The organism is Leifsonia sp. NPDC058194 (assembly GCF_042883605.1).
In the GTDB taxonomy this organism is placed as follows: Bacteria; Actinomycetota; Actinomycetes; order Actinomycetales; family Microbacteriaceae; genus Leifsonia.
Genome location: NZ_JBHVVL010000004.1, coordinates 57,023 through 81,051, shown reverse-complemented (window position 1 = coordinate 81,051; position 24,029 = coordinate 57,023). Strand labels below are relative to the sequence as shown.

Below are 24,029 nucleotides of genomic sequence, written 5' to 3'. Positions count from 1 at the left end.
GATGACCGAGACACACGTGGCGCCCGCACCCAGGCGGGGCCGCAAGCTGAAGGCCGTGCTGGCCGCCGGGCTCGTGCTCGGCGCCGGCGCCGCCGTGACGCTCGCCGCCTGGAACGACTCCGAGTTCGCCCGGGGGACGTTCACCGCGGGCACCTTCAACCTCGTCGGCAGCATCGACGGCACGACCTACACGGATCACGCGACGGCGGGCTCGCCCGCGACGCTCGGGTTCACGGTCAACGCCGCGACGCTCTCGCCGGGGGCGGTCACCGCCGCGCCGTTCGCGGTCGAGCTGGCCGCGAACACCACCAACCCCGCCGTCGTGACCGTCTCGAGCGCGGCGACGACGGGGACCGTGACCAACCTCACCTACGAGCTGCTGCAGACGACGACGTTCGGCTGCACGGCGAGCACGACGGGCACCGACCTCGTCCCCGCAGGGACGGCCCTCACCACGGTGCCCGGATCCACCACGTTCCCCCTGACCCAGGGCACGGGAGGCGCGGCGGGGGCGCCGGTCTTCCTGTGCTTCAAGGTCACCGGCGGAGCGGGCCTCGCACAGGGGCAGACCGGCACCGCCACCTGGCAGTTCCAGGCGGCGAGCCAGTAATCCCATGCGGGAGGGGCAGCCGTACCGCAGCCGGGGAGTTCGGGCCCCCCGGCTGCGGGCGGTGCTCGCCTCGGGACTCGTGCTCGGGGTGGGCGCGGCCGTGACCCTCGCCAGTTGGACCGACCAGGAATACGCCACCGGCTCCTTCCAGTCGTCCGTGTTCAACACCCAGTCGAGCGTGAACGGCGGCGCGTACGCCGACAACTCGGTCTCCCCCGGGGCGACGGTCACCGTCGGCGGACCGTTCGCACCGGGCGTCTCGTCGTACTTCCCCGTGCTCATCCAGACCACCGCCAATTCGGTCGCCGGCACCGCCGTCCTGAACGGCGCCGTGCTCGGCGGGACGGATGCGGCCACGCTCGGCGCGGCGCTCGTCTACCGGGTCGTGCGGACGACCGCGACCTGCAACGCGGCCGCCTTCACGGGCACGCCGGTGTTCGTCGTCGGTGCAGCGGGCACGACGCGTGCATTGACAGCAGGGCAGGAGACCGGCGTCACGAACTCCCTGGCCGCCGCGACCAGTTCGGCGCCGGGAGCCGCCACCGGGTTCTGCTTCGAGGTGACCCTGCCGACGGGAGCGCCCAACAGCCTTCAAGGCAAGACGGCGACGGCCACCTGGCAGTTCGTCACCACATCGAATTGACACGCCGGGCAGGGAAGGAGGGACGGTGAGCATCCGGGAGCAGAGCGGCCTCGAGGCGCGGCACACCGAGCCTCCGATCGCCCACGCCGCCGCCACGACGGCCACCGCGCAACGGCGCACCGCGGGACGCGCCGCCTCCCGGGCCGGCGACGTGCTGCTCACCCTCGCCTCCGTCGCGGGAGCGCTCTGCATCGTCGGAGCCGTCGCCGCGGCCGTCTTCCACATCACGCTCATCCTGTTCAGCACGGGATCCATGAGCCCGACCATTCCGGCCGGGGCGGTGGCGATCGTGCGCGAGATCCCCGCGTCCGAGGCGCGCGTCGGCGACGTGGTCACGGTCGACCGGCCCGGAGCCCTCCCGATCACGCACCGCGTCGTCTCGGCCCAACCGCTCGCGGGCGGCCGCACGGAGCTCGTCCTGCGCGGCGACGCGAACGCCGAGAACGACCCTGCCCCATACGACGTGACCCACGTGCGGCTGGTGCTGACCAGCGTCCCCGGCGGCGCCCAGGTGATCGCGTTCTTCTCGAACCCGCTGTTCCTCGGCGGGGCCACCCTGGCGGCCACCGTGCTCGTCGCCTGGGCGTTCTGGCCGCGCGACGGAGACCGCACGTCGCGCCGGGAGGACCGGGAGGGCGGGCAGCGCCGTCGCGCACGCCGATCCGGCCGACGCGCAGGCGGACCCGGCGGCGCGCTCCTGCTGCTCGCCGTGGCGGGCGGGGCGGCGGTGCCCGCCGTCGCGGCGCCTGCTCCCGCGCGCGCCGACGAGTCGGTGTCGTCGAGCCGGTACCTCACCCTGACCTCGATCGCCGACCCGGCGGCGTTCGCCGAGCTCCGGCCCGGCGTGCCCGTCCGGTGGGAGGTCGGGGTCGCCGCGGCGACGCCTGCACCGGCGACCGTCGGGCTCGGCCTCGCTTCGACCGGTCCCCTGACGGCCGCACTCGATGTCGCCGTGCTCTCCTGTCCGGTGCGCTGGGTGGGCGGCACCTGCGCGGGCTCCGCCCAGACCCTCGTGGCCGCCACGCCGCTCCCCACGCTCCTCACCGGCAGGGGTGCCACCACCGCCCTTCCCCCCGCACCCGCCGGTGTCGCCGCCATCGGCGGGATGCCGTCGGGCGAGCAGCGCTGGCTCGCCGTCGAGGTCACCCTGCAGCCGGGGGCGTCCACCGGTTCCGCCGATCTCGAGGTCTGGGCCTGGACCTCGGCCGACGACGCGCGCGCGGCCGCTCCGCCCGTGGCCCTCGCGGCCACCGGATCCGCGCCGCCGCTCCTGGCACCGCTGCTCGCGGGCGGCGCCGTGGTCGCCGGTGCGGCCATCGCCGGGACGGCGGGAGCCCGTCGCCATCGCCTCGAGCGGGGCGGCACGCCATGAGGGGGGCACTGCGCTCCGTCGCCGCCGCCGTCCTGGTCCTGCTCGCGGCCGGCGTCCTCGGAGTCTCCGGCGGCTCCCCCGCCCGCGCGGGATGGTCGCGTTCGGTCTACGTCACGGGCACGATGAACGCCGGGGTGCTCGGCGCGGTGCCCACGGTCGCGTGCGGCTCCGCGGGCGGCCTCCTCGCCGCGAACATCCCGATCACGTGGACGGCGGCGCCGACCGGCGGCAACGCCCTCCCGCCGCAGAGCTACACGATCACCTGGACGGGGACGGCCGGCTCCGGGAGCACGACCGTGGCCGCGCCCGCGACGACAGGGAACGTCACCGGTGCCACGCTCACCCTGCTGGGGACCAGCACCGTCACCGTGACCGCGAACTACGGCACCTGGACGTCGCCGGTCTCACTCCAATCGCGGACCATCACGACGGTGCTCGGCGCCCTCAGCCTCATCGTGGCGTGGACGTGCGCCTGATCCCCACCGCGGGCAGCAGGATGTCGTCCATGACCGAGAGCAGGAACTCCCGGTCGACCGGCTTGCGCAGGATGAGCGTGCGGTAGGACGCCATCGCCGGAGCGATGAGCGCGAGCTTCTCGATGTCGGCGTCGGCCGGGATCTCGCCGCGCTCGATCGCGCGACGCAGGAACAGCCGATTGACGGAGACGCGCGGTTCGACGATCGCGGCGTTGACGGCGTCGGTGAGCTCCGGATTCTTCGCCAGCATGGAGACCAGGCCGGCCATGACCTGCAGCTTCTTCTCGGCGTCGACGATCGTGTGCGGCTTCATCATCGCCACGAGATCCCCCCGCAGCGTGCCCGTGTCGGGCAGCGCATCGAAGTCGATGTCGTCCTTCTTCATGCAGGCGACCGCGTCGATGACGAGATCGGCCTTGGACGCCCAGCGCCGGTAGACGGTCGCCTTGCCGGCCTTGGCGCGAGCGGCGACCATGTCGATCGTCATGCGGTCGTACCCGGTCTCGGCGAGCACCGCCAGGGCGGCGTCGAGGATCTCGGGGTCCCGGGTGTGGTCCCGTTTGCGCCCGAGCTTCGTCGCGGGGGCGGGTGCTTGGATGTCCATCTCCTCCAGTGTAGATGAATTTCTGAACAGAATAGATCCGGAACTGGTTCGTTTCGTATATGCTGGCGCTCATGTCGCAGACCACCCCCTCCCCCTCGAGCGCCGCACCCGACGCGGCAGCGCCCTCCTCGCGCCGCTGGTGGACGCTCGTCACCGTCGCCCTCGCGCAGCTCATGGTCGTGCTCGACTCGACCGTCGTGAACATCGCCCTGCCCTCCGCGCAGGCCGACCTCGGCTTCTCGAACGCCGACCGTCAGTGGATCGTCACCGCCTACTCCCTCGCCTTCGGCAGCCTGCTGCTCTTCGGCGGCCGCCTCTCCGACCTCATCGGCCGCAAGCGGGCCTTCATCATCGGCCTCATCGGATTCGCCGGCGCCTCCGCCCTCGGCGGCGCCGCCGGAACGTTCGGGATGCTCGTGGGCGCGCGCGCCCTGCAGGGCGCGTTCGGCGCTCTGCTCGCCCCGACCGCGCTGGCCGTGCTGACCACCACGTTCACCGTCCCGAAGGAGCGGGCGCGCGCGTTCGGCATCTTCGGCGCGATCGCCGGCGCGGGAGGCGCGGTCGGCCTCCTGCTCGGCGGCGTCCTGACCGAGCAGTTCGACTGGCGCTGGAACCTCTACATCAACGTCGCGATCGCGATCGTCGCGGTGATCGGCGCCTCCGTCTTCGTCACCTCCATCGTCCGCACTGGCCCCCGGCCGAAGCTCGACGTGCCCGGCACCGTCCTGGTCTCCGGTGCGCTGTTCTCCCTGGTCTACGGATTCTCCAACGCCGAGTCCGACGGCTGGGACTCGCCGCTCTCTTGGGGCTTCCTCACGGCGGCCGGCGTGCTGCTGATCGCCTTCGTGCTCTGGCAGCGCCGGGCGACGCACCCCCTGCTGCCGCTCTCGATCGTGATCAACCGCAACCGCGGGGCGTCCTACAGCGCCATCCTCATCGCGGGTGCCGGGATGTTCGGGATCTTCCTGTTCGTCACGTACTACCTGCAGGCCACCCTGAAGTTCACGCCGATCCAGACCGGGCTCGCGTTCCTGCCGATGATCGTGATGCTGGTCACCGCGGCGCAGTTCTCGACCAACGTCTTCGTGCCGCGCTTCGGGCCGAAGGTCATGGTCCCGATCGGCATGACGATCGCGGCGACCGGCATGGTCTACCTGACCCACCTCGGCGTCACCGCGAACTACGCGGCCGACCTCCTGCCGCCGCTGATGATCCTCGGCCTCGGGATGGGCTCGATCATGCCCGCGGCGATCCAGACGGCGACGCTGGGCGTCGACCGCCGGTTCGCCGGAGTCGCCTCCGCGATGGTCAACACCAGCCAGCAGGTCGGCGGTTCCATCGGGACCGCGCTGCTCAACACCCTCGCAGCGACGGCGGCCACCGACTACGTGGCCTCGCACCTGCCTCCGTCGGCAGCGGTCGCGGCCGAGGCGGCCGTGCACAGCTACGCCACGGCGTACTGGTGGGGCGCGGGCTTCTTCGCCTTCGGAGCCGTCCTGACGGCCTTCCTCTACCGGCGACGTGCGGCGCTCGCGCCGGCCGCCGCTCCCGCCGGCGCGGCCGATCCGGCGGGCGCTCCCGAGCCGGTGGTCGCGCACTAGCGAGTCCTCGCTGCATGCAGAACGCCGTCCCCGCCGAGGTGAGGACGGCGTTCTGCTGCGACGGACGGGTGTCTGCGGCTGGTCTCAGGCGACCGGTTCGGCCTCCGCCTCGCGCAGCGCCTCCTCGACCGCCTTCTTCACGCGCTCGTCCTCGCGTGCCGCGGCGACCTTCCGGCGGCGGCGCAGCACGATCACGGCGGCCACGACGGCTGCCGCGATCAGCAGGACGAGCACCACGAGGGACCAGGGCACCGCCAGGGCGCCCGCTTCGGCCGCGACGCCGTCGACTCCCGGAGTCGACCCGGTGACCGTGGGCAGCTTCGGGCTGAGCGCCGCCTTGGCGGTCAGCCAGAAGGCGGGGACGACGCCGTCGACCGGGACCGCGACCGTCCAGGACTCGCCCGGGAGCAGCTCCGGCACCGCGGCGACCTCGCCGGTGTCGACCGGGAACCAGCCGAACGGCCCGGCCAGCGTCACCGTCTGACCGGCCGAGAGCCGCACGTTGCCGGTGTTGTGGACGGTGTACGAGACGGTCGCCGATCCGGAGCCGAACGGGTTGAAGGTGCCGGAGTAATCGACGTGCATCTTCTCGACGGCGATCGCCGGGGCCAGCTCTCCGTCGACGCGCACGTGCATGCGGATGCCCAGGCGACGGTCGACGCTGATGCCGTCCTCCTGGGTCGTGTGCGGCAGTGAGGTCAGGAGCCCACCGGCGTAGTCGCCCGGGGTGGCGTCCGCCGGCACGCTCACCGTGAACGGCACCTCCACGGAGGTGCCCGGCGCGATGGTCACCCGTCCGCTCTGGAGGGAGGTCCAGGCGCCGACGGCGACGGAGTCCGTGTCCTGTGTGACCAGGTCGAGCTGGCCGCTGGTCGTCGTGAAGCCGTCGGCGGCGTACACGTCGAGCTCGAGCGGGGTGGCGGCGTGGTTGCTCACGACGAGGGCGTCCGAGATCTGTTTGCCGGGCTCGATGCGGTAGGCGAAGTTCTGACGGTCGGCGCCGTTGTCGTTGGCAGCCGTGCGCACGCCCCAGGTCACGTCGCCCTCGCCGGCGGCGACGGCAGGGGCGGCGGCACCGCCGACGGCGAGCGCCGCGGCGACGAGGAGCGCCGGCAGCAGCCGGGCGAGGGATCGCATCGGCGCGATGCGAGGGGATCGAACTTTCATGGCCATCCTGGGTGTGGGGATCGAAGAGTGCGTGGGGAGCCCGGGGCGGGTGCTGACGCGCACCCGCCCCGGGCGGTGGAGCAGTGGCTAGCTGAGCGCCGTGAGCGTCAGGGTCGCCTGGTAGGTGCCGTCAGTGACGTCGACCGGGATGTTGAGATCCAGAGCGGCGCCGAGCTTGGCCGAGCCCTTGGCGTGACCGGCGGCGGCGGAACCGAGGGCGGACGACTTCGAGAGACCGTCCCCACCGGTGAAGCCGGACTGCACGCGGTCGCCGGCCTTGGCGTCGCCGCCCGCCTCGGTGACCGACGGCGTCCAGCCGAGGTACTTGCCCGAGAAGGACTTGGCGCCGGAGGTGAAGTCGCTCACCTGGGCCGAGAGCGACCACTGCGGGCCGGCGGTGCGGGTGTCGGTCACGCGGATCGGGTTGATCGAGCCGACAGCGGCGTAGTGGTCGCCCGCCTCGACGGCCTGGCCGAGGTTGACGAGGCCGTTGGTGCCATCGACGTTCCAGACGAACTCGCCCGGAGCGGCCTGCGGGACGGTGACCTGCAGCTGCTGCGAGTCGGTGTCGGGCTTCGCCTCGCGGGTCAGGGTGACCTGGTCGACGATGCTGTTCACCGGCTTGTCCGTGCCGTTGGCCTGGCTGCGGAGCGTCTTCACCGTGATGGCGCTGCTGGTGATGCCGATCGCGCTGTAGTTGCGGACCTTCTCCTGGTTCTGGACCGAGAGCCACCAGAAGCCCTTGTTCTGCAGGTCGTAGTACTTCGACCCGGACGCCGAGTTGGCCGTCACGTAGAGCACGCCGCCGGGACCGGCGACGACCTGGTCGGCGCCGGCCTGCTCGTCCGCGTTCGCCTTCTCACCGTTGTGGATGAGGTAGCTGCGGGCGTAGCTGTGGTCGTGGCCCTGCAGGACGAGGTCGATGCCGAGGTCCGAGATGGCGGTCGGGAGCACGTTGCGGCGGTCGAGCACGTCGCTGTCGGTCGCGTGCGGGCCGGGCGAGTAGATCGAGTGGTGGAAGGCGAGCACCTTCCACTTCGCCTTCGCGCCCTGCTCGGCGACGACCTTCTGCATCCATGCGATGTGGGAGGCGTCACGGCTGTTCGAGTTGATGTCGAGGAACAGCGTGTCCTTGTAGATGAACCAGTAGTCGCCGCCCGAGCCGGAGCCCGTGTTGGCGCCGGCGGTGCGGTCGACGTTCGGGGTGTTGAAGTGCTGCTCGTACGCCTTGGAGCCCACGTCGTGGTTTCCGTTGGTGGCGACGAAGGGGATCTGGCGCAGCTTGTCCGACTGCAGGAACGCCTCGTACTGGGTCTCGTTGTTCGCCGTCTCGACCTGGTCGCCGGCCGAGAAGAGGAGCTCGGCGTTCGGGTAGGCGGAGGTGGCGACGTTCAGCGTGTCGACCCAGCCGGCCGAGTCGTTCGGGACGTTGCCCGACGAGCCGATCTGCGGGTCGCCGAAGAACAGGAAGTTGAAGTCGCCGCTGAACTTCTGGGTGCGGAACGTGTACGTCGCCGACCAGTCGCCCTCGGTTCCGACGCGGTACACGTAGGAGGTGTTCTCCTTGAGGCCGGTCACGGTGGCGAAGCGGTTGTACTCGTTGCTGGTGGTGAGGCCGCCCGTCGCCGGGATGCTCTTCACGACCTGCGGGAACGCACCGCCGACGACGTCGGACGCGTAGCCGACCTGGACGACCTGGGCCACGTCGGCCGCGGAGTACCAGGAGAAGTTGCGCTGCGATTCGTTCGAGCCCACGCCCAGGACGATGTCCGTCTGGTTGGCGGAGGCGGCGAAGGCGGCGGGGGCGGCGAGAGCGCCGCCTCCGAGCATCACGCCGAAGCAGACCGCTGCGGCGGCGAGGCGTGTGGTGGTGCGGTGACCGGGCTTGGCGGCCCGTCTGGTGTCGTCACTCGACATGGAGTCCGATGCCTTTCTTGGTGAGGTGCCCGCGGATGCGCGGGTGCGGGTCCCACCGTCGTGGCCACTCGTGAATTGTGAGTGAATTCACAGAGTTCAACGAATGGACGCCAGCGGAAGGTCACCCCCATTCGAGGCCCAGGACCCGCCCGACGAACCAGAACAGGGCGACCGCGGTCACCACCGCGGCGACCGCGATGCCGACCCAGAGACCGACGCGCGGGGCGCGCTTGCGGAGCAGCACGAGCAGGGGGAAGACCACGGCGATGATCCCGAGCTGCACCGCCTCGATCCCGACGTTGAAGATCAGGAGCGACCACAGCAGCGTCCACGACCACGGCTCGTCGATGCCCAGCGCGCTGGCGAAGCCGAGACCGTGGACGAGGCCGAACAGGAAGACCACGCCGAGGCGCAGCCAGTCGGCGCGGTCGAGCCCGAGCGGACCGGTGGGCGTCGGACGCAGGTCGAGCGCGAGCTCGGCCGGCGTCATCGTCACCCGGCGCCGCACCGACCACAGGTACCAGGCGGCGACGACGGCGATCGAGAGCGCGATGACCGGTTCGACGACCGCCGCGGGCACCGTGACGAAGCCCAGGGCGGCGAGCAAGAAGGTGATCGAGTGCGCGACCGTGAACGTCGTCGCGGCGAGCACGACGTCGCGCAGCCTCCGGGACCCGACGATGAGCGCGAGCAGGAACAGGATGTGGTCGATGCCGCCGAGGAGGTGCTCGGCCCCCAGCAGGAAGAACTCCCCGAACCGTTCGCCGCCGGTCTGCTCGGTCGAGAACGTCGGGTGCGCGGCGTCGAGCGCGGCACTGCCGTCCTTGCCGTCGAGGTCGTACGTGACGATCGTCTTGGTGTCCTTGACGTAGTCCTCGGAGTCGGGGAACAGCCCGCTTCGCAGCTCGTGGCCCGCGGTGTGCCCGCCCTCGCCGCACGAGTGGTCGAGCACGAGCGTGGCGTACGGCACCGAGTCGCGCTCGTGCACGGCGATGTCGCCGACGCGGGAGGCCGTGCACGGCTCGCCGCCCGCGCTGACCGTGAACCGATCGGTGACGTACGCGACAACGGTGTCGGCGTGGTCGTTCATCGCGGTGGCCTCCTCCCCGGTCTGGAAGAGGTCCATGCCCTGCTCGAACAGGCTCTGGTCCTTCTGCTTCTCGGCAGCGGAGACGACGAGCAGGTCGTACTCGAGGTCGAGCGTGGTGCGCACCGTGCCGTCGGCGCCCGCCGGGGCCGCCGTCGCGTCCACATAGACCACCGACGAGAAGCCGTGCGCGCCGGCCGCCGTGGCCGGCAGCAGCACGCCCGCGACGGCTGCGGCGAGCGCCGCGAGCGCGATGGCGAGCGCGCCGGAACGGCCTCGTGGGCGGCGGGGACGGGCGGGACGGGCGGCTGTCTGGTGGCGGAGGTGGCTGCGGATCACCCCGTCAACGTGTCCGAGGCGGGTGAACGCGATGGGACGGGGACGGGAACGGCGAGGAACGCGATGATCGCGCGGACGCCGTGCGCGACCGACTGTTTCCCTCCCGTTCACCGTCCCGGCGCTGCGGGGTCATCGGGTCGCCCCGCGGGTCGGGGAGCGTCGGAGCGTGCCCAGGTCCCGCCCCCTCCCCCTGCTCGTCACGGCATTGAGCGTCGCCGCCGGCCTGACGCTCTCGGGGTGCGCGACGGCCGCCCCGGCTCCCGTCGGCACGGGCGATGCGTCGTTGCATCCGCTGGGTGCCGGGTTCCTCGGCAGCGTGACGACGCCGACGCCCGAGGCGACGATCGACCCGAAGCCCGGATCGTGGAACGGCGTGGAGCCCCCTGCGGGCTACGAGGTCGTCCTGATCACCGCGGGGGACGACGCCGCGACGAAGACCCTCGCGAGCGGGGTGACCCAGTGGGCCGGCCGACGCGACGTCGTCTTGACCACCTTGACGGCGACCGGCGACGACGAGGTGCAGACGCAGTTGCTGCGCGCGATCGAGAAGTCCCCGGACCTCATCGTCGGGGCCGGTGCCGGAGTGGTCGACGTCTTCTCCCTGATCACGGCGCAGAGCCTCCACCAGCAGTTCCTCGTGGTGGGCGCCGAGCTCCCCGAGCCGACCGGCAACGCCACCTCGGTCGTCTGGCAGGGCGCCAGCTTCCGCGGGACGGGCATCAGCACCGACGACGACCGCGTCCCGTCGTCCGTCACCCCGGCCCGCGCGGCCGACGCCGTCTCGGCCGGAGTCGCGAGCGTGCTGCACGGGCTGACGGGGATCGTCCTCCACTTGGGGTGACCAACAGCGACAGTATTACTGCATTTCAGCAAAACATCTCTTCCGCTTTGCCGCTTTGCCGTAAAATGGACAGCATGACCTTCCATGGATTCGTTGCCATGCAGGGGCGCGGCCTCGTCGCCCTTCCTGCTGAACTGCGTCGTCGCCGCGGTCTGGACGGCGCCGGTGTCCAGATGGAGATCACCGAACGTGAAGACGGCGTGATCGAACTGCGGCCCACGGTTCCCGTGCCCGCCGACCAGGCGTGGTTCTGGACGGATCGCTGGCAGCAGCGCGAGCGCGAGGTCGACGAGCACGTCGCTGCCGGAGCGATCAGCACCGATGCGTCGACCGACGACTTCCTCGCCTCCCTCGACCAGCTCGCCCGCGAAGAGCACCCCGCTCAGTGAAGTTTCAGCGGACCCCCTCGTTCGACACCGATTTCAAGCGTCTCAAGACCGAGCACCAGAACACGTTCCGCGACGTGATCCGGACGAGCTTCGCTCCCGCGTGCGACGCATTCGCAGCGAACCCCGCCGGTGGATGGCCCGCGGCTCTCCGAGTGAAGTCGATGCGCGGGGCTCCCGGGATCTACGAGATGACGTGGTCTTTCGCCTCTCCCGACGGCCGCGCCACCTTCGAGCTCGTCACCGTCGATGGCGAACTCCACTGCCGCTGGCGGCGCGTGGGCGACCACAGCGTGTATCGCAAGCCGTGAGGTGAGGCCGGGCGTACCCGCGGCGACTTATCATTGCTCAGAACGGATCCGTGCGACGGGGAGGGCGATGCTCGACGACTCCGCACCCTCCGGTGGCGACGCGTACAAGGCAGATGCCGACCGCCGCTCCGGCCGCCCGGCCACCCTGAAGGAGATCGCCGCCCTGGCGGGCGTCTCCATCCCGACCGTCTCCAAGGCGTTGAACGGTCGCGCGGACGTGCGCAAAGAGACCCGGGAGCGGGTCCAGGAGGCCGCTGCACGCCTGAAGTTCACCCCCAACTCGCTCGCGCAGGGGCTGCTCGCGGGGCGCACCGGCACCGTCGGGCTGCTCACGAACGACCTCGAGGGCCGCTTCTCCATCCCGGTGCTGATGGGCGCGGAGGACGCGTTCGGCGCCGGCAGCATGTCGGTGTTCCTGTGCGACGCGCGCGGGGACGCGATCCGCGAACAGCACCACATCCGCGCCCTGCTCTCCCGCCGCGTCGACGGCCTGATCGTCGTCGGCGACACGACGAACCCACGGGCGTCCCTGGGCGACCTCCCGGTGCCGGTCGTCTACGCGTACGCGCCGTCCCGCGACCCGCGCGACATGTCCGTCGTCAACGACAACGTCAGCGCCGGGCGGATGGCCGTCGAGCACCTGGTCGCGTGCGGCCGCACCCGCATCGCGTACCTCTCGGGGGACCCGTCCTTCACCGCGGCGGGCGAACGGGTGGCCGGCGCACGCGAGGCGCTCCGTGCCCACGGAATGGACCTGCTGGGCGGCGACGCCCTCTACGGCGCGTGGAGCGAGATCTGGGGGCGCGCGGGCGCACGCTCGCTGCTCGCCCGGTTCCCCGAGATCGACGGCATCGTGTGCGGGTCCGATCAGGTCGCCCGCGGCGCGCTCGACGCCCTCCGCGAGCTCGGCCGGCACGTGCCGAACGACATCTCGGTGATCGGCCACGACAACTGGGAGCTGCTGGCCACCCAGTCGCGCCCGCAGCTCACCACGGTCGACTCCAACCTCCAGGAGCTCGGCCGCACCGCCGCCCGCCTTCTCGGCGAGGCGATCGAGGGACGCCCGGCGGGCGGCACCCACACGGTCGCCTGCCGCCTCGTGGTGCGCGGATCGACGCTGGGCGCGGTGTAGCAAGCAGCGATCGCACGTTCTAGAAGCGGGTCGGCCGATGGCCTGCAAGGGTGCGTGCCCGACTCTCGACAACCCGAGGAAGTCGGGAGTGCGAAGCGATCCACACGCGGAGTCCGGGATCGACGTATCCAGCGATCTCGCACATGACTCGATGATCCACCTGGAGGTCGCGTGCATATATCGGCTCGTGGTGCGCGGCCCGATTCCGCAGAAGCCGAAGCCGCTCCAAACGGGCGCGCAACTCGCCGCGTCGACCGTCGAAGTGCGGGAAGGCACGTCGCAGCCCACGCTCCCAGAGAGAAGCGTGATATCGGTTCACGAGGAGGCCTTCCCAGAAGGCAGATCTCAACTCCGCCACAACGTGTCCGGTGCCCCACCCGCCTGCGCCTTTTCGACGGTCGAGATGAACTGTCACCTCCTCGAGATGAGTCCGCTCGTTGGAGCGCAATCCCGCCGCGTGCCACCAGTCGGGCCTGCCGTGCATCGCGCCCAGCTGGGTATGCATCGCGTTGCGCACGCCGACCTCGAGCGCCGCGTAAGCGCCGAGCACCGCGGCGGAGGCCTCGATGTTCCAGCAGTAGAGCCGCCACGCGGAAGCCTCCGACCGCTCCGAGTCGTCGACGTAGACGGCGAACCGTTCCGGACCCACGAGGTGTGGAAGAGCGAAGGGGACGGACGTGCCCAGAATGAACATCGAATACCTCAGGGGAGCGACACAAGAGACTGCGCCGAGCGGAACTTCCTGATAGCATTTCACATGTAAGCCCCGGTCGAGGCGCCTCGTGCGTCGGCGCACCGGGGCGATTACGTTCGGCCGGTGCTCCTTCCCGAGCCTGCCCGTCGCAGCCGCAGGGCCGCACCCGCGACGAGAAGCAGCAGGGCGAGGCCGATCGGCACCGTCGCGTCGACGCCGGTCCGGGCCAGGGCGGCCGGGTCGCCGGCCGCTGCTGCCGCGACCGGGCCACCGGTGCCGCCCCCGACACCGCCTCCGTCGCCGACGACGACGGCCGGAGCCACGGTGAGCGCGAACTCGGCGTGCAGGCCGGCGCCGTCCGCGGTGATCGTATGCGCCCCCGGGGCGAGGTCGGCGGGGATCACCACGGTGACGGCGAACGCGCCGGCGGCGTCCGTCGTGGCGCGTGCCAGCTCGATCGGGTCGGAGTGGATGGCCACGACGACCTCCGAGCGCGGAGCGAAACCGGTGCCGCTCAGCGCGAGCGACCCTCCCGCTATGGCGGTCATGCTCCCGGCGGTCACGGCCGGCCCGGCCGCGACCGGGATGTCGACGGCGATGGTGCGCTGCGCCTCCACGTTGCCTGCCACGTCCACCGACCGGTAGGCGAGCGTGTGGATGCCCGGCCCGGTCACGACGACCCCGCCGGCCGGAACGGCCGCCCAGTCGCCGCCGTCGGCGTACTCGGTGCGGGCGACGCCGCTGGACGCGTCCACCGCGGTGAACGCGGCGGTCGCCGATCCGTCGGCCGATGAGGACACCGTGGCCGTCGTCACCGGCGCGGTCCGGTCCACCCGCACCGTGGAGGAGGAGGTCGCGGACACGTTCCCGGCCGCATCGGTCGCACGGAACGAGACCGTCGCGACGCCGTCGGCGCTCACGGTGACCGGTCCGTCGTAGGCGGTCCACCCGGCGGCCGCGTCCGAACCCGCGACCATCTTCTCGATCGACGGCGAGGCATCGCGGTCGTCCGCCGCGGACGCGGTGAGGACGACCGGCGTCGCGTACCAGCCGGACGCGGGCGCCGACGGCGCGACCTGCACGTCGACGGTCGGCGCAACCGTGTCCGCGGGCGGTTCGGCCGCACGGGCCGACACTTCCCACAGGCCCGACGACCCGCCGGCGGAGGCCGTTCCCCACGCATCCATCACGAGCCGCACGCGGTCGGTCGAGACCGCGGTGAAGCCGACCGTGTTGTAAGCGTCGCGCACACGCATGTACGCGGCGGCGTCCGCGTCCACGTCGACCCAGGCGCCGGTCGCGAGGTCGTAGTACTGCACCGTCCAGGACTTCGGGGGGATGACACCGCCGTTGGCGGAGTCCGCCGAGTCGGCGAAGAACAGGGCGCCGATCTGGTCGATCGTGACGATGCGCTTCCACTGGAGCTGCACCCATTGCCGGCCGACCTCGGGCCAGGTGCCCCAGTTCGCCGCGGTGTCGGAGCCGTCGTTGATCGCGCCGACGGAGGTCCACGGCGAACTGTACGACGCGGTCGCGGTCGCGAGCGGTGCGATGTTCCCGCTGAGCGGCGTGGCGTCGTCGGCCGGGAGGGTGACGGAACCGATGCCCGAGACGTTGCCCGCCGCATCCGTCGCGCGGTAGTTCACGACGTGCGCGCCGCGGTCGAGCGGCACCGGAGCCGTATAGGGCTTCCACGAGACGCGGTTCTCGAGCGAGTACTCGACCGAAGCCACTCCCGAGCCGGCGTCCGACGCCGACAGCGCGACGGTGCGTGCCGCCACGTTCAGGGCGGGTGTCACGACCGGCGGCGTCGCATCGATCCGCACGGAGGTGGAGGCCACCGCCGAGACGTTGCCTGCGGCGTCGGTCGCTCGAGCCCGCAGTGCGGTCGTCCCCTCCGCGGCGATCGGCACGTCGACGAAGCGGACGTTGTCCGTCGCCGTCCACGCGCCGTCGCCGATCTGCACCTCGATGCGGGTCCGCAGGTCGACGTCGTCGATTGCGGAGGCACGCACGGTCGCCGCCGAACGGTACCAGCCGTCCGTGCCGCCGTCGCCGGTGACCGTGAGCGCGACGGTCGGCGCCGCCGTGTCCGGGCCGGTCGGACCGTCGCCGACCACGGTCACCTGGGCGCTCACCCGGCCGGCCGCGTAGCCGGGGGCGAACCCGGTCACCGTGAAGGAACCGGGCCGCGACACCTCCACCGCATCGATCGCGTCCCAGGTCACGGGCGAGCTGGTCGACCCGCCGCCGGGCAGCACGAAGGTCACCGAGGCGGGAAGCGTCGGCAGCTGACCCACGGTCGCGCTCACGGCGATCGGTGCGTATCCCGTGGGCTGGACGGCGTTCACCTTCCACTCCTCGACGGCGACGCCCGAGTAGGTCGTCGGCGTCGCCGTGCCCGGGGCGGCGTTGATCACGGCGCGCATCCTGGTCGTCGTGACGGCGTCGAACGTCGTCTTCTGCAGCTGCGCCGTGCCGGTCGCGTACCCGCTCGGGTGCACGACGGGCAGCCAGGACGAGCTCGCATCGTCCCAGTACTGCAGCAGCCATGACGCAGGGTCGGAGACTCCGTTGCCGGTGCCCGGAGCGGTGTCACGCCAGAACTTGATCTCCGCGCTGCTCACCGTCACGGGCTGCGGCCAGGTGTACTGGACCCATTCGGAGGCCGGACGGGTGCCGGTCCAGTTGCCCCACATGTCCGGCGGCAGGGGGTTCGGGCGGACGATCTCGTCGTTCAGGGCCTTGATCCAGTACTGCGACGGGACGGGCTGGTTCGACGAGCTCGCGGCGGCCCAGGGGGCGACGTTCGCGCGCGGTGTGAGGTCGGCCCCCTTCACCGGCGTCGGCGTCACGAGGTTCATCCGCGCCGGGCTGACGGAGTCGTCCCAGGTGACCTCGTCGATGGCGACGGAGCGGCGGAAGTGGTTCCCGCCTGCCGCATCGGCCGTGTGGTAGACGATGTACCACCGGCCCTTGAACTCGGTGATCGCCGGGTGGCTGGTGGTCGAGGACACCGGCGGCAGCACCGTGCCCCCGAACGTCCACGGGCCCAGCGGGCTGGAGCTCGTCGCGTACTCGATGCACGCGTGATAGACCGCGGGGGTGCAGGTCGAGCCCACGTTGTTGCCGGCGTACGCCAGGTAGTAGGTGGCGCCGCGCTTGAACAGCCAGGGCGCCTCGAAGAACCCCGGCAGACCCGCGATCGTCTTCGGCGCGCCCACGAGGGTCTTCATGTCGGGCTTCAGCTCGATGGCGCGGAGCTGCCCGAATGTGCCCCAGTACATGTACACCCGTCCGTCGTCGTCGGTGAAGACGGTCGGGTCGATGTTCTGTATGTCGTTGCCGAGCAACGCCTGCGACGCGATCGGCGCCCCGACGTAGTCGGTCCACGGCCCCAGCGCGGTGTCGGAGACGGCCACGCCGATCGCGAACGCGTCGGCCGAGCCGGGAGTCTTCTGCGCGACCGGGACGTACCAGTAGTAGCGTCCGTCGGCTCCGATGACGACCTGCCCGGCGTAGGCCCGGCCGGGCGTCGCCCAGGCGAACACGTCTTCGGGGCGCATCAGGCTCGGATAGTGCTGCCAGGCGCCGGCGTCCGGGTCGGTCGTCGAGAACGCCTGCCATTCGTTCATCACGAAATCGTTCTGCGTCGGGCCGGCCTCATCGCGGCCCGCGTAGATGTAGAGGGTGTCGCCGTCCACCAACGTGGCGGGGTCGGCGGAGTAGGAGCTCCCGTCGCCCAGGATGGGATTCTTCGTGACGGCGGCGGCGGGCGAGACCCCGGCCAGCGCGACGAGTGCGGAGCCGGCCAGTGCGACGACGAGCGCAGCGGCGGTGAGACGGCGGTTCAACGGGAGGCCTCCTTGCGTTCCGTGGTGCCCGCCGCGACCGCGGGAGGCAGGGCGAGGGGAGGTGCGGGCCGTCGCCGGACCGCACCTCCCCTGCTGCGCTCAGTGCCGGTCGGCTCCGAGACGGCGGCGGCGGATGATCACCGTCGCGGCCAGGGCCAGCACACCGAGCAGGATGGCGGCCGCACCGAGAGCGCCGGGCGCCGTCGGGTCGGTCGTGCTGCCGGTCGAGGCGAGTGCCTCGTCCACCGTGGCGCCGGGCGCCGCGACGATCACCGTCGCCCGGTAGGTGGTGCCATTCAGAGTGACCCACACCTCGTGGGTTCCCGAGGGCACGTACGCCGGGATGGTGAACAGCGCGGTCCCGGTGCCGTCCTGTCCGATCGTCAGCGTGCCGAGCACGATCGGGTCGGAGTGCAGCTCCACCTGGAACACCGCTCCCGCGGCCCCGCCGGTGACGGTGACGGCCAGCTGACCGCCCGGTGCCACGCGTGTCGAGCCGAGGTGGACGACCTCCTTGCCGGTGACCGTGCCGGTGCCCGGCCCGTCCGTCGGCGGGGTGGTCGGCGGTGTGGTCGGGGCGGCCCCGACCGCGGTCGTGCCCACCGTGCTCACGTTGCCGGCGATGTCGGTCGCGCGGTAGTCGATCGTCACCGCGGAGGCGCCGAACGCGATGGCCGCCGTGTAGGGCGTCCACGCTCCCCCGTCGAGGCGGTACTCGATCGAGGCGACACCGGAGGCGGCATCCGTCGCCGAGAGGGTCGCCGTGCGGGCTGTCGCGTCGGCCTTCGCCGTGACCTGCGGCCCATCCGTGTCGCGCTTGACCTCGACGGAGACCGGCTCGGACTGGTTGCCCGCTGCGTCCTTCGCACGGAACGACACGGTGGAGACGCCGTCCGTCTTCACCACGACGGGCGCGGTGTAGGCCGCCCACGCACCGTCGCCGACACGGTACTCGAGCGCCGGGGCGCCGTCGTGGTCGTCCAGCGCGGTCGCGGTGACCGTGACGTCGCCCGTGTGCCAGCCGGAGACCGGAGTCGCGGGGGCGACGCCCGTCGTGACCACCGGGGCCTGCGTGTCGGGGACCTCGGCGGTCGCCTCCCACACCTGCAGCTCCTTGACGCCGACGCTCCCGTTGCTCTCGGTCGTGCCCACCGGGGTGAGGTTCATCCGCAGCTTGGTCGTGGTGACCGGCGTGAAGGTGACGACGTTGAACTGGTCGGCCTTCGCACCGTAGGAGGAGGCGTCGACGACGTCCGCCCAGGCGCCCGCCGTCTCGTCCCAGTACTGCAGGTTCCACGCCTTCGGGAGGTCGATGCCGATGCCGTTCGCATCCATGTTGGACACGAAGTAGGCACGGGCCTCCCCGACGGTGACGGGAGCGCTCCAGTCGTACTGGACCCACTGAGCGGTGACCTGCGGCCACGCGCCCCACACGTTGGCGTTGTCGCTCGGCGTGACGTCGCCCGACTTCGTCGGAGTGACGTCGTCGTTGAGCCCGCCGACCGCGTTCCAGGCGGCCGTGTAGGAGGCGGTCGGCGTGGCCGTCAGCGCGAGGTTGCGATGCGCCGTGCCGTCGTCCTTCGGCAGGTCGACCTTCGCCTCGGCCGAGACGTTGCCCGCGACGTCGGTCGCACGGACGGAGACGCTCACGGCGTCCAGCCCGACGACGACGGTGCGGGTGTACGGCTGCCACGCGCCGGTGTCGCCGACCCGGTACTCGACGCCCTTCACGCCGGATCCGGCATCGCTCGCCGTGGCCTTGACCGTCCGCTCCGATGCGTTCGCGACCGGAGTGACGGCCGGCGCCGCGGTGTCGATCTTGAGAGTCGCCGAGGCGACGATCGAGACGTTGCCCGCGGCGTCGGTCGCCCGCGCCTGCACCGTGTGCGTGCCGTCGCCCGAGACGGCGATCGCAGCGGTGTAGGGCTTCCACCCGGCGGCGTCGACGTTCGCCTCCACCGTCGGGCTCGGGTCGGTGTCGTCCTTCGCGGTGACCGCGACGGAGACCGGGCCCGTGTACCAGCCGGAGGCCGGAGCCGCCGGGTCGGTGGCGATGACGACCGTCGGCTTGGTCTTGTCGTCAGTCGGAGCCGCGGTGACGGTGACCGTCGCGACGGCGTCCTGCGGCGAGCCCGCGACGGTGCCGGACACCGTGAAGGTGCCCGCCGCCGCGTACTGCGACGCGTCGATGACCGGCCAGGTCACCGCGATGCCGCTCTGCTTCGAGCCGTCGTTGTACTGGACGGTGACGGTGCCCGGGAGCACGGGCTTCACTCCGGCCCGCGTGCTGACCGCGACCGGGTTGACGGTCGTGATCTGGCCGGGCGGGGTGGCGCGGACCCATACCGTCGCCGTCGCCGGGATCGGCGAGCCGTCGACGATGCCCGCGACGGGGAAGCTGCCCTCGGCCGCGACCTGGTCTGCCGTCACCGGCGACCAGCTGACCGGGAGCGCCTGGCGCGAACCGTCGGAGTAGACGGCCTGCACCGTGGCGGGCAGGGCCGGCAGGGTGCCGACGCTGGTGCGCGCATCGATCGGATCGATCGAGACCGGGGCCTCCGCGTACACCTCCCACTCGCTGACGCCGAGCGCCGCGTTGGTCGAGCCGTTCGACACGGCCGTGAAGGTCGCGCGCAGCTTCGTCGTCGTCACCGGGTCGAAGTTCACCGTGTTGGTGGCGTCCCGCTTCACCGGATAGGCGTCGGGATTCGGCACGTCGACCCACGCGGAGCCGTCCCAGTACTGCACCTTCCACGACTTCGGCACGGCGACGCCGTCGCCCGCCGTCGTCGAGGCGGTGTCGTACCAGAAGGCCACCGAGGCCTTGTCGACGCGGACCGGGCTGGTCCAGTCGTACTGCAGCCACTGGGTCGCCGGACGGTTGCCCGACCAGGTGCCCCAGAGCTGCGTCTGCGCGCCGCCGGAGTAGAGCACGTCGCCGTCGTTGACGGCGTTGACGTTGTTCCAGCTGGCCGTGGCCGAGGCCGTCGGCTTGGCCGACGGGGCGATGTTGACGCCGCCGGAGGCGACGTCGCCGGTGACCGTCAGATCCTTGGACGCCGACTTCTCGCCGTCGCTCGCCGTGAGCCGCAGCACATAGTCGCCCGCCGCGGTGAACCGCACCTTGGTGGTGGCGGCGGCCGGGTTCTCGAAGATCGCCTGGCCACCCTCCGGAGCGCTGACGACCGACCAGGCCGAGGTCACCCCGGTGCCGGGGAGGCCGTCGTCCTTGACCGTGCCGACCAGTGTCGCCTGGCCGGGGATCACGGCGCCCTGCTGACGGTACGCGTCCACGAACGGCGCCGCGTTGGTCGAGGGCGGGGCTGCGATGCCGGTGTCGTACAGCTGCACCTCCTTGACGCCGGTCTTGGCGCCGGAGGCGTGGTTCACCTGCACGCGGATCTTCTGGGCGGTGATGGACGGGAACTGGATGTCGTTGTAGTTCGCCTGCGGGTACTGGGGCGAACGCGCCTGCGCGGGCACTGGTTTCCACGTCGCGCCGTCGAGGTACTGCACGGTGAACGACTGCGGCTCGGAGTATCCCGCGACCGTGGCGGACGACGACGACTGGTAGAAGTACACGCGCGCGTCGTCGATCGCCTTCTGCGAGCCGAGGTCGAGCTCGATCCAGTCGGACGCGTTCGGCGATCCGGCCGTGCCCCAGAAGGGCTCGTTGATGGTCGTGCCGTCGACGGCGCCCGCCGGACCCCGGCCGGTGGCCGAGAACGACGCGGTGACCGCGGCGCCCGCAGCGAGGTTGACGTTGCTCTTGCTGGCCGGGTCGATGTTGGCGCCGGCCTTGGCGAACAGGTCCACGACGCGGTCGGTGGCGGCGAACGCCACCTCGGCCGGAGCCTTGACCGAGTCCGTGTTCGCGGTGAGCACGTTCACGCCGCTGGGGACGGTGACCTTCCCGGTGGTCGGGTCGTAGACGACGTGCGAGAGCTTGTCGACCGTGAAGGCCAGCTTGCCGTCGAGGAACACCGAGTACCCCTCGGGGACCGCCGAACCGTAGTGGCGCGTGCCACCGGGCTGGTCCCACGTGATGGTCAGGTCCTTGTCGCGGTACCGGATGTTGTTCGCGGTGAAGTGGTCCCACTGGATGTCGATCGGGTCGAGTTCGATCTTCGCGTCGTCGCGCTGACGGAGGCCCATGGTGTCCTCGATCATCGTGAAGTTCGTCGCACCCAGGATCGTGTGGTGGATCCACGACCGGTAGCCGATGTTCTGCGGGTCGGCCGAGCCGTCCGCCCAGAACTCGTTCTGGTCGGGCAGGCGGTTGTCGCCGCCGTTCTGGTAGTGCGCCCAGGCGTTCCAGTAGAGGAGCTTCTTGTACGACTCGGCCGTGATGGCATCGGTCGGGTAGTCGCGCAGCACGGACGAGAACATCCGGAACAGGACGGTCGAGTTGATGACGGAGAAGTTGTTGCTGCCCGGGAAGCCGGCCGCGGCCGCCTCCTTCTTGTCCGCCTGGTTGGCGGTGAAGAACGGGAAGATCGGGTACTGCGCGTCATCGGCGAAGAGCCGGAGGGCCGCCGTGTAGTCCTGCGTGTAGTCGGCGTCGCCCGGCTTGGGCACGAGGCCGACGGTGAACGGGTAGTAGTTGTTGGTCTCCTTCCACTTCGCCAGCTTGCCGTCGCTGGTGAAGCGGTGCTTGAACAGCTTGTCGTTCGGATCCCACAGCAGCTCGAGGACCTTGGCCTTGATGTTCGCGGCGAACGTGTCCATCTTGGTCGCGTTCGCCGTGTCGCCGGCCTGACGGAAGGCGTTGGCCGCGGCGAGCGCGTTGGAGTAGAGGTACGCGTTCTCGGTGCGGTCCATGGAGGCGCCGGGGCGCTCGTCGAACGACACCGCGTCCGCGTCGTTGCCCGTCATGGCGGCCCAGTTGTAGTCGATCAGGCCGTCCTTGTTCGTGTCGTACGCCGCGATGAGCCCGGTGACGTCGTTGGCGGCGTAGGTGCCGAGGTTCTCGGCGATCGGGGTCGGGCCGCCGTGCAGTTCGTAGGAGCGCCAGGCGGCCTCCGAGATGTACTGCGTGTAGCTGTTCGACCAGTTGGCCGGGTCGCCGGGGTTGTCGACGTACTTCGCGCTCTTCGCGGTCTCGCCCGCCGACACCCAGGTGCCGTACGAGTAGGCCGGGTCGCGGAGGTACTTGAGGTCGTCGAGGAACATGCCGGCGGTGAGCACGATGGCGTTGTTGTAGCCGAGAGCGCCCTCCACGGAGGTCGGGAACTGGAACGTGTTGCCCGGCATGTTGGCGTCGAGGTAGTTGAACCTCATCAGCCACCAGCGGTAGAACAGCGTCTTGTCGATGTTGTCCTCGGGGGTGTCGAGGTAGGGCACGTTGTCGGCCCACCACTTGTTGTACGCGGTGACGTGTGTTGTGTACGCCGCCTGCGGGGTGGCCGCCCGGTACGCGTCGTAGTCGGGGCGCGACTGCGCGATCTCCGGGGTCACGAAGCCGAGCTGCACCTTGGTGGTGGCGCTGCCGCCGGCCGGAACGGCGACGGTCGCGCTGAGCTTGCCATCCGCGGTGGGGGCGAACCCGTCACCCGAGAAGCGCGGGTAGATCGTGGTGAGGTTGTTGAAGGCGCTGACCACGCCGGTGAGCTCCCCGCCGTCGGCGGTCGTCGCGTACGGGGAGGCCGCGGTGAGCGTGACGTTCTTCGCGCCGCCCGTGCTGCTGAGCTCCACCTCGGTCACGGCGACGTTGGCGTCGGTGATGAACTTCGTCTCGGTCACCGTCAGCGACGAGTCGCTCGTGCCGAAGACGCTTCGCCAGTAGCTCGGCGTCTGCTTGCGCTGCGCCGTCTTCTCGGTGAGCGTCACCGGGTTTCCGCCGACGTTCACCGTGATGGCGTACGCACCGCGGTTGTCGATCGTCTCCCAGTAGGCGACCTGTCCGCCGAAGCCGAGCACGGCGGGGTCGTGCTCCTTCATGAATGCGGCGCGTCCGCGTGAGAAGAGCCATTGGTTGTTGTCGCCGAAGGATCCGCTCGTGCCGGTGCGCGCGAGGATCTTGTCGAACCAGAAGTCGGTGGACGGCGAGCTGCCGGCTCCCGCTGCGACGTCGGCGTCGAAGATCGCGCCGAGCTCGTTGTGCGGGTCGTAGGTCACCCCGGTGTCGGGCATGGGATTGGCCGACCCGGTGAAGGTCGGGTAGCCCAGGTCGCTGTTGGCGGCCTGGGCGGCGGGAGCCGACAGCAGGCCGGCCACCGAGAGCGCGAGGGCGGTCGAGGCGGCGACGAGGCCGCGGATAGGGGAACGCTTAGGTGGGTGCGTCACTGCACAGACCTCTCCAGAGGGGAACGGATTCTCTGGGAGGCTAGCGGGCCGTCGAACATCGACGCAATGCTTTTCGGAAAGTTTCGGAAATGGATCACTCGATCCACCGATTCAGGCCTTTCCGGGCTCGATAGACTTTCGAAACCTCTTTCGCTGGAGCTAAACGCGAACGTGAGGGAGGGGTGTACGGGCGACCGGGCGGCCCTAGGCTGATCGATGTGACGTCCTCACCGCTTCCCGCCTTCGTCGCGGGCCACGCCATCCGCACGAACAATGCCGCCGAGGCGACCGATGGGGGTCTCATCCCCGGCGTGTGGCAGCGGACGGGGGCCGACGCCGGCCTCCTCGCGCTCCCCGGCCGTCGCGGAGACGAACTCTACGCCGTGCTCTGCGACTACGAGTCCGATCAGGACGGCGCGTACACCCAGGTCGTGGGCGTCGGCATCGACGATCCCCGCGAGGTGCCCGTCGGGCTGGTCGTGGTGGCGGTCGATGGGGAGGCCCGGGTCGCCTTCGAGGCCGCCGGCGAGATGCCGTCCGCCCTCATCGGGGCCTGGGGGTCGGTCTGGCAGCAGTCCGCCGACGGGACGCTGCGCCGCACCTTCACCGTCGATGTCGAGGTCCACCGGCCGGACGGCACGGCGACGGTCTTCGTCGCCGGTACGCGGGTGCCGACCGCCTGACGGGTCCGATTCCTCGCGCCGGGCGGC

General features: G+C 71.1%; 17 protein-coding genes. 10 read left to right on the top strand and 7 right to left on the bottom strand.

Going from position 1 to position 24,029, the window contains the following annotated elements; all coding sequences use genetic code 11:
* Position 1 precedes the first annotated feature (1 nt).
* From ACFVU2_RS15285 to ACFVU2_RS15270, 4 genes are read left to right on the top strand one after another with little or no spacing between them, the layout of a single operon-like run.
* Positions 2–610, top strand: a complete 609-nt coding sequence (locus ACFVU2_RS15285; RefSeq protein ID WP_387875933.1) for a SipW-dependent-type signal peptide-containing protein — start codon at positions 2–4, stop codon at positions 608–610.
* Between the two features lie 4 nt (positions 611–614).
* Positions 615–1,253, top strand: a complete 639-nt coding sequence (locus ACFVU2_RS15280) for a SipW-dependent-type signal peptide-containing protein (RefSeq protein ID WP_387875930.1) — start codon at positions 615–617, stop codon at positions 1,251–1,253.
* A 25-nt stretch (positions 1,254–1,278) separates the two neighbouring features.
* Complete coding sequence (locus ACFVU2_RS15275) at positions 1,279–2,625, top strand: signal peptidase I (RefSeq protein WP_387875928.1); 1,347 nt, start codon at positions 1,279–1,281, stop codon at positions 2,623–2,625.
* Positions 2,622–3,101: a hypothetical protein gene (locus tag ACFVU2_RS15270; protein ID WP_387875925.1), complete on the top strand. Its 480-nt coding sequence runs from the start codon at positions 2,622–2,624 to the stop codon at positions 3,099–3,101. The genes ACFVU2_RS15275 and ACFVU2_RS15270 overlap by 4 nt, the downstream gene beginning before the upstream one ends.
* Here ACFVU2_RS15270 and ACFVU2_RS15265 read toward each other — a convergent pair.
* Positions 3,076–3,705 carry a TetR/AcrR family transcriptional regulator gene (locus tag ACFVU2_RS15265; protein ID WP_387875924.1) on the bottom strand — a complete coding sequence of 210 codons (630 nt, stop codon included), beginning with the start codon at positions 3,703–3,705 and terminating at the stop codon, positions 3,076–3,078. The two genes, ACFVU2_RS15270 and ACFVU2_RS15265, sit on opposite strands and share 26 nt — an antisense overlap.
* Positions 3,706–3,776: 71 nt before the next feature.
* Between ACFVU2_RS15265 and ACFVU2_RS15260 the strand changes: the two genes are divergently transcribed.
* Positions 3,777–5,306 (top strand): MFS transporter, encoded by a 1,530-nt coding sequence (locus ACFVU2_RS15260; protein WP_387875921.1) that lies wholly within the window; start codon positions 3,777–3,779, stop codon positions 5,304–5,306.
* Positions 5,307–5,390: 84 nt separating this feature from the next.
* Here the strand turns inward: ACFVU2_RS15260 and ACFVU2_RS15255 are convergent, their stop codons facing one another.
* From ACFVU2_RS15255 to ACFVU2_RS15245, 3 genes are all read right to left on the bottom strand, one after another.
* The gene (locus ACFVU2_RS15255; RefSeq protein WP_387875918.1) at positions 5,391–6,443 is read right to left on the bottom strand and encodes a WxL protein peptidoglycan domain-containing protein; all 1,053 of its coding nucleotides are present in this window, start codon (positions 6,441–6,443) and stop codon (positions 5,391–5,393) included.
* A 117-nt stretch (positions 6,444–6,560) separates the two neighbouring features.
* Positions 6,561–8,390 carry a fibronectin type III domain-containing protein gene (locus ACFVU2_RS15250; protein WP_387875916.1) on the bottom strand — a complete coding sequence of 610 codons (1,830 nt, stop codon included), beginning with the start codon at positions 8,388–8,390 and terminating at the stop codon, positions 6,561–6,563.
* Positions 8,391–8,511: 121 nt separating this feature from the next.
* On the bottom strand, positions 8,512–9,816 hold the full coding sequence (locus ACFVU2_RS15245) for a HupE/UreJ family protein (RefSeq protein ID WP_387875913.1): 1,305 nt from the start codon (positions 9,814–9,816) through the stop codon (positions 8,512–8,514).
* A 166-nt stretch (positions 9,817–9,982) separates the two neighbouring features.
* Here ACFVU2_RS15245 and ACFVU2_RS15240 point away from each other — a divergent pair, with 166 nt between their 5' ends.
* From ACFVU2_RS15240 to ACFVU2_RS15225, 4 genes are all read left to right on the top strand, one after another.
* The gene (locus ACFVU2_RS15240; RefSeq protein WP_387875910.1) at positions 9,983–10,657 is read left to right on the top strand and encodes a BMP family ABC transporter substrate-binding protein; all 675 of its coding nucleotides are present in this window, start codon (positions 9,983–9,985) and stop codon (positions 10,655–10,657) included.
* Positions 10,658–10,731: 74 nt separating this feature from the next.
* Complete coding sequence (locus tag ACFVU2_RS15235) at positions 10,732–11,046, top strand: AbrB/MazE/SpoVT family DNA-binding domain-containing protein (protein WP_387875908.1); 315 nt, start codon at positions 10,732–10,734, stop codon at positions 11,044–11,046.
* On the top strand, positions 11,043–11,354 hold the full coding sequence (locus tag ACFVU2_RS15230; protein ID WP_387875906.1) for a hypothetical protein: 312 nt from the start codon (positions 11,043–11,045) through the stop codon (positions 11,352–11,354). The genes ACFVU2_RS15235 and ACFVU2_RS15230 overlap by 4 nt, the downstream gene beginning before the upstream one ends.
* Positions 11,355–11,421: 67 nt before the next feature.
* Complete coding sequence (locus ACFVU2_RS15225; RefSeq protein WP_387875904.1) at positions 11,422–12,486, top strand: LacI family DNA-binding transcriptional regulator; 1,065 nt, start codon at positions 11,422–11,424, stop codon at positions 12,484–12,486.
* A gap of 19 nt (positions 12,487–12,505) precedes the next feature.
* Here the strand turns inward: ACFVU2_RS15225 and ACFVU2_RS15220 are convergent, their stop codons facing one another.
* The 3 genes from ACFVU2_RS15220 to ACFVU2_RS15210 form a co-directional block, all read right to left on the bottom strand.
* Positions 12,506–13,180: a hypothetical protein gene (locus ACFVU2_RS15220; RefSeq protein ID WP_387875902.1), complete on the bottom strand. Its 675-nt coding sequence runs from the start codon at positions 13,178–13,180 to the stop codon at positions 12,506–12,508.
* Between the two features lie 110 nt (positions 13,181–13,290).
* Positions 13,291–17,034, bottom strand: a complete 3,744-nt coding sequence (locus ACFVU2_RS15215) for an OmpL47-type beta-barrel domain-containing protein (RefSeq protein ID WP_387875900.1) — start codon at positions 17,032–17,034, stop codon at positions 13,291–13,293.
* A gap of 99 nt (positions 17,035–17,133) precedes the next feature.
* Positions 17,134–23,319, bottom strand: a complete 6,186-nt coding sequence (locus ACFVU2_RS15210; RefSeq protein ID WP_387875898.1) for an OmpL47-type beta-barrel domain-containing protein — start codon at positions 23,317–23,319, stop codon at positions 17,134–17,136.
* A gap of 218 nt (positions 23,320–23,537) precedes the next feature.
* On the opposite strand from ACFVU2_RS15210, the gene ACFVU2_RS15205 reads away from it, so the two are divergent.
* Positions 23,538–24,002, top strand: a complete 465-nt coding sequence (locus tag ACFVU2_RS15205) for a GyrI-like domain-containing protein (protein WP_387875896.1) — start codon at positions 23,538–23,540, stop codon at positions 24,000–24,002.
* The last annotated feature ends 27 nt before the right edge of the window (positions 24,003–24,029 follow it).

Excerpts from the sequence above, each read along its gene's own strand:
- ACFVU2_RS15285 (WP_387875933.1), top strand. The coding sequence starts at position 2 with ATGACCGAGACACACGTGGCGCCCGCACCCAGGCGGGGCCGCAAGCTG.
- ACFVU2_RS15280 (WP_387875930.1), top strand. The coding sequence starts at position 615 with ATGCGGGAGGGGCAGCCGTACCGCAGCCGGGGAGTTCGGGCCCCCCGG.
- ACFVU2_RS15270 (WP_387875925.1), top strand. The coding sequence starts at position 2,622 with ATGAGGGGGGCACTGCGCTCCGTCGCCGCCGCCGTCCTGGTCCTGCTC.
- ACFVU2_RS15265 (WP_387875924.1), bottom strand. The coding sequence starts at position 3,705 with ATGGACATCCAAGCACCCGCCCCCGCGACGAAGCTCGGGCGCAAACGG.
- ACFVU2_RS15260 (WP_387875921.1), top strand. The coding sequence starts at position 3,777 with ATGTCGCAGACCACCCCCTCCCCCTCGAGCGCCGCACCCGACGCGGCA.
- ACFVU2_RS15255 (WP_387875918.1), bottom strand. The coding sequence starts at position 6,443 with ATGCGATCCCTCGCCCGGCTGCTGCCGGCGCTCCTCGTCGCCGCGGCG.
- ACFVU2_RS15250 (WP_387875916.1), bottom strand. The coding sequence starts at position 8,390 with ATGTCGAGTGACGACACCAGACGGGCCGCCAAGCCCGGTCACCGCACC.
- ACFVU2_RS15235 (WP_387875908.1), top strand. The coding sequence starts at position 10,732 with ATGACCTTCCATGGATTCGTTGCCATGCAGGGGCGCGGCCTCGTCGCC.
- ACFVU2_RS15225 (WP_387875904.1), top strand. The coding sequence starts at position 11,422 with ATGCTCGACGACTCCGCACCCTCCGGTGGCGACGCGTACAAGGCAGAT.
- ACFVU2_RS15220 (WP_387875902.1), bottom strand. The coding sequence starts at position 13,180 with ATGTTCATTCTGGGCACGTCCGTCCCCTTCGCTCTTCCACACCTCGTG.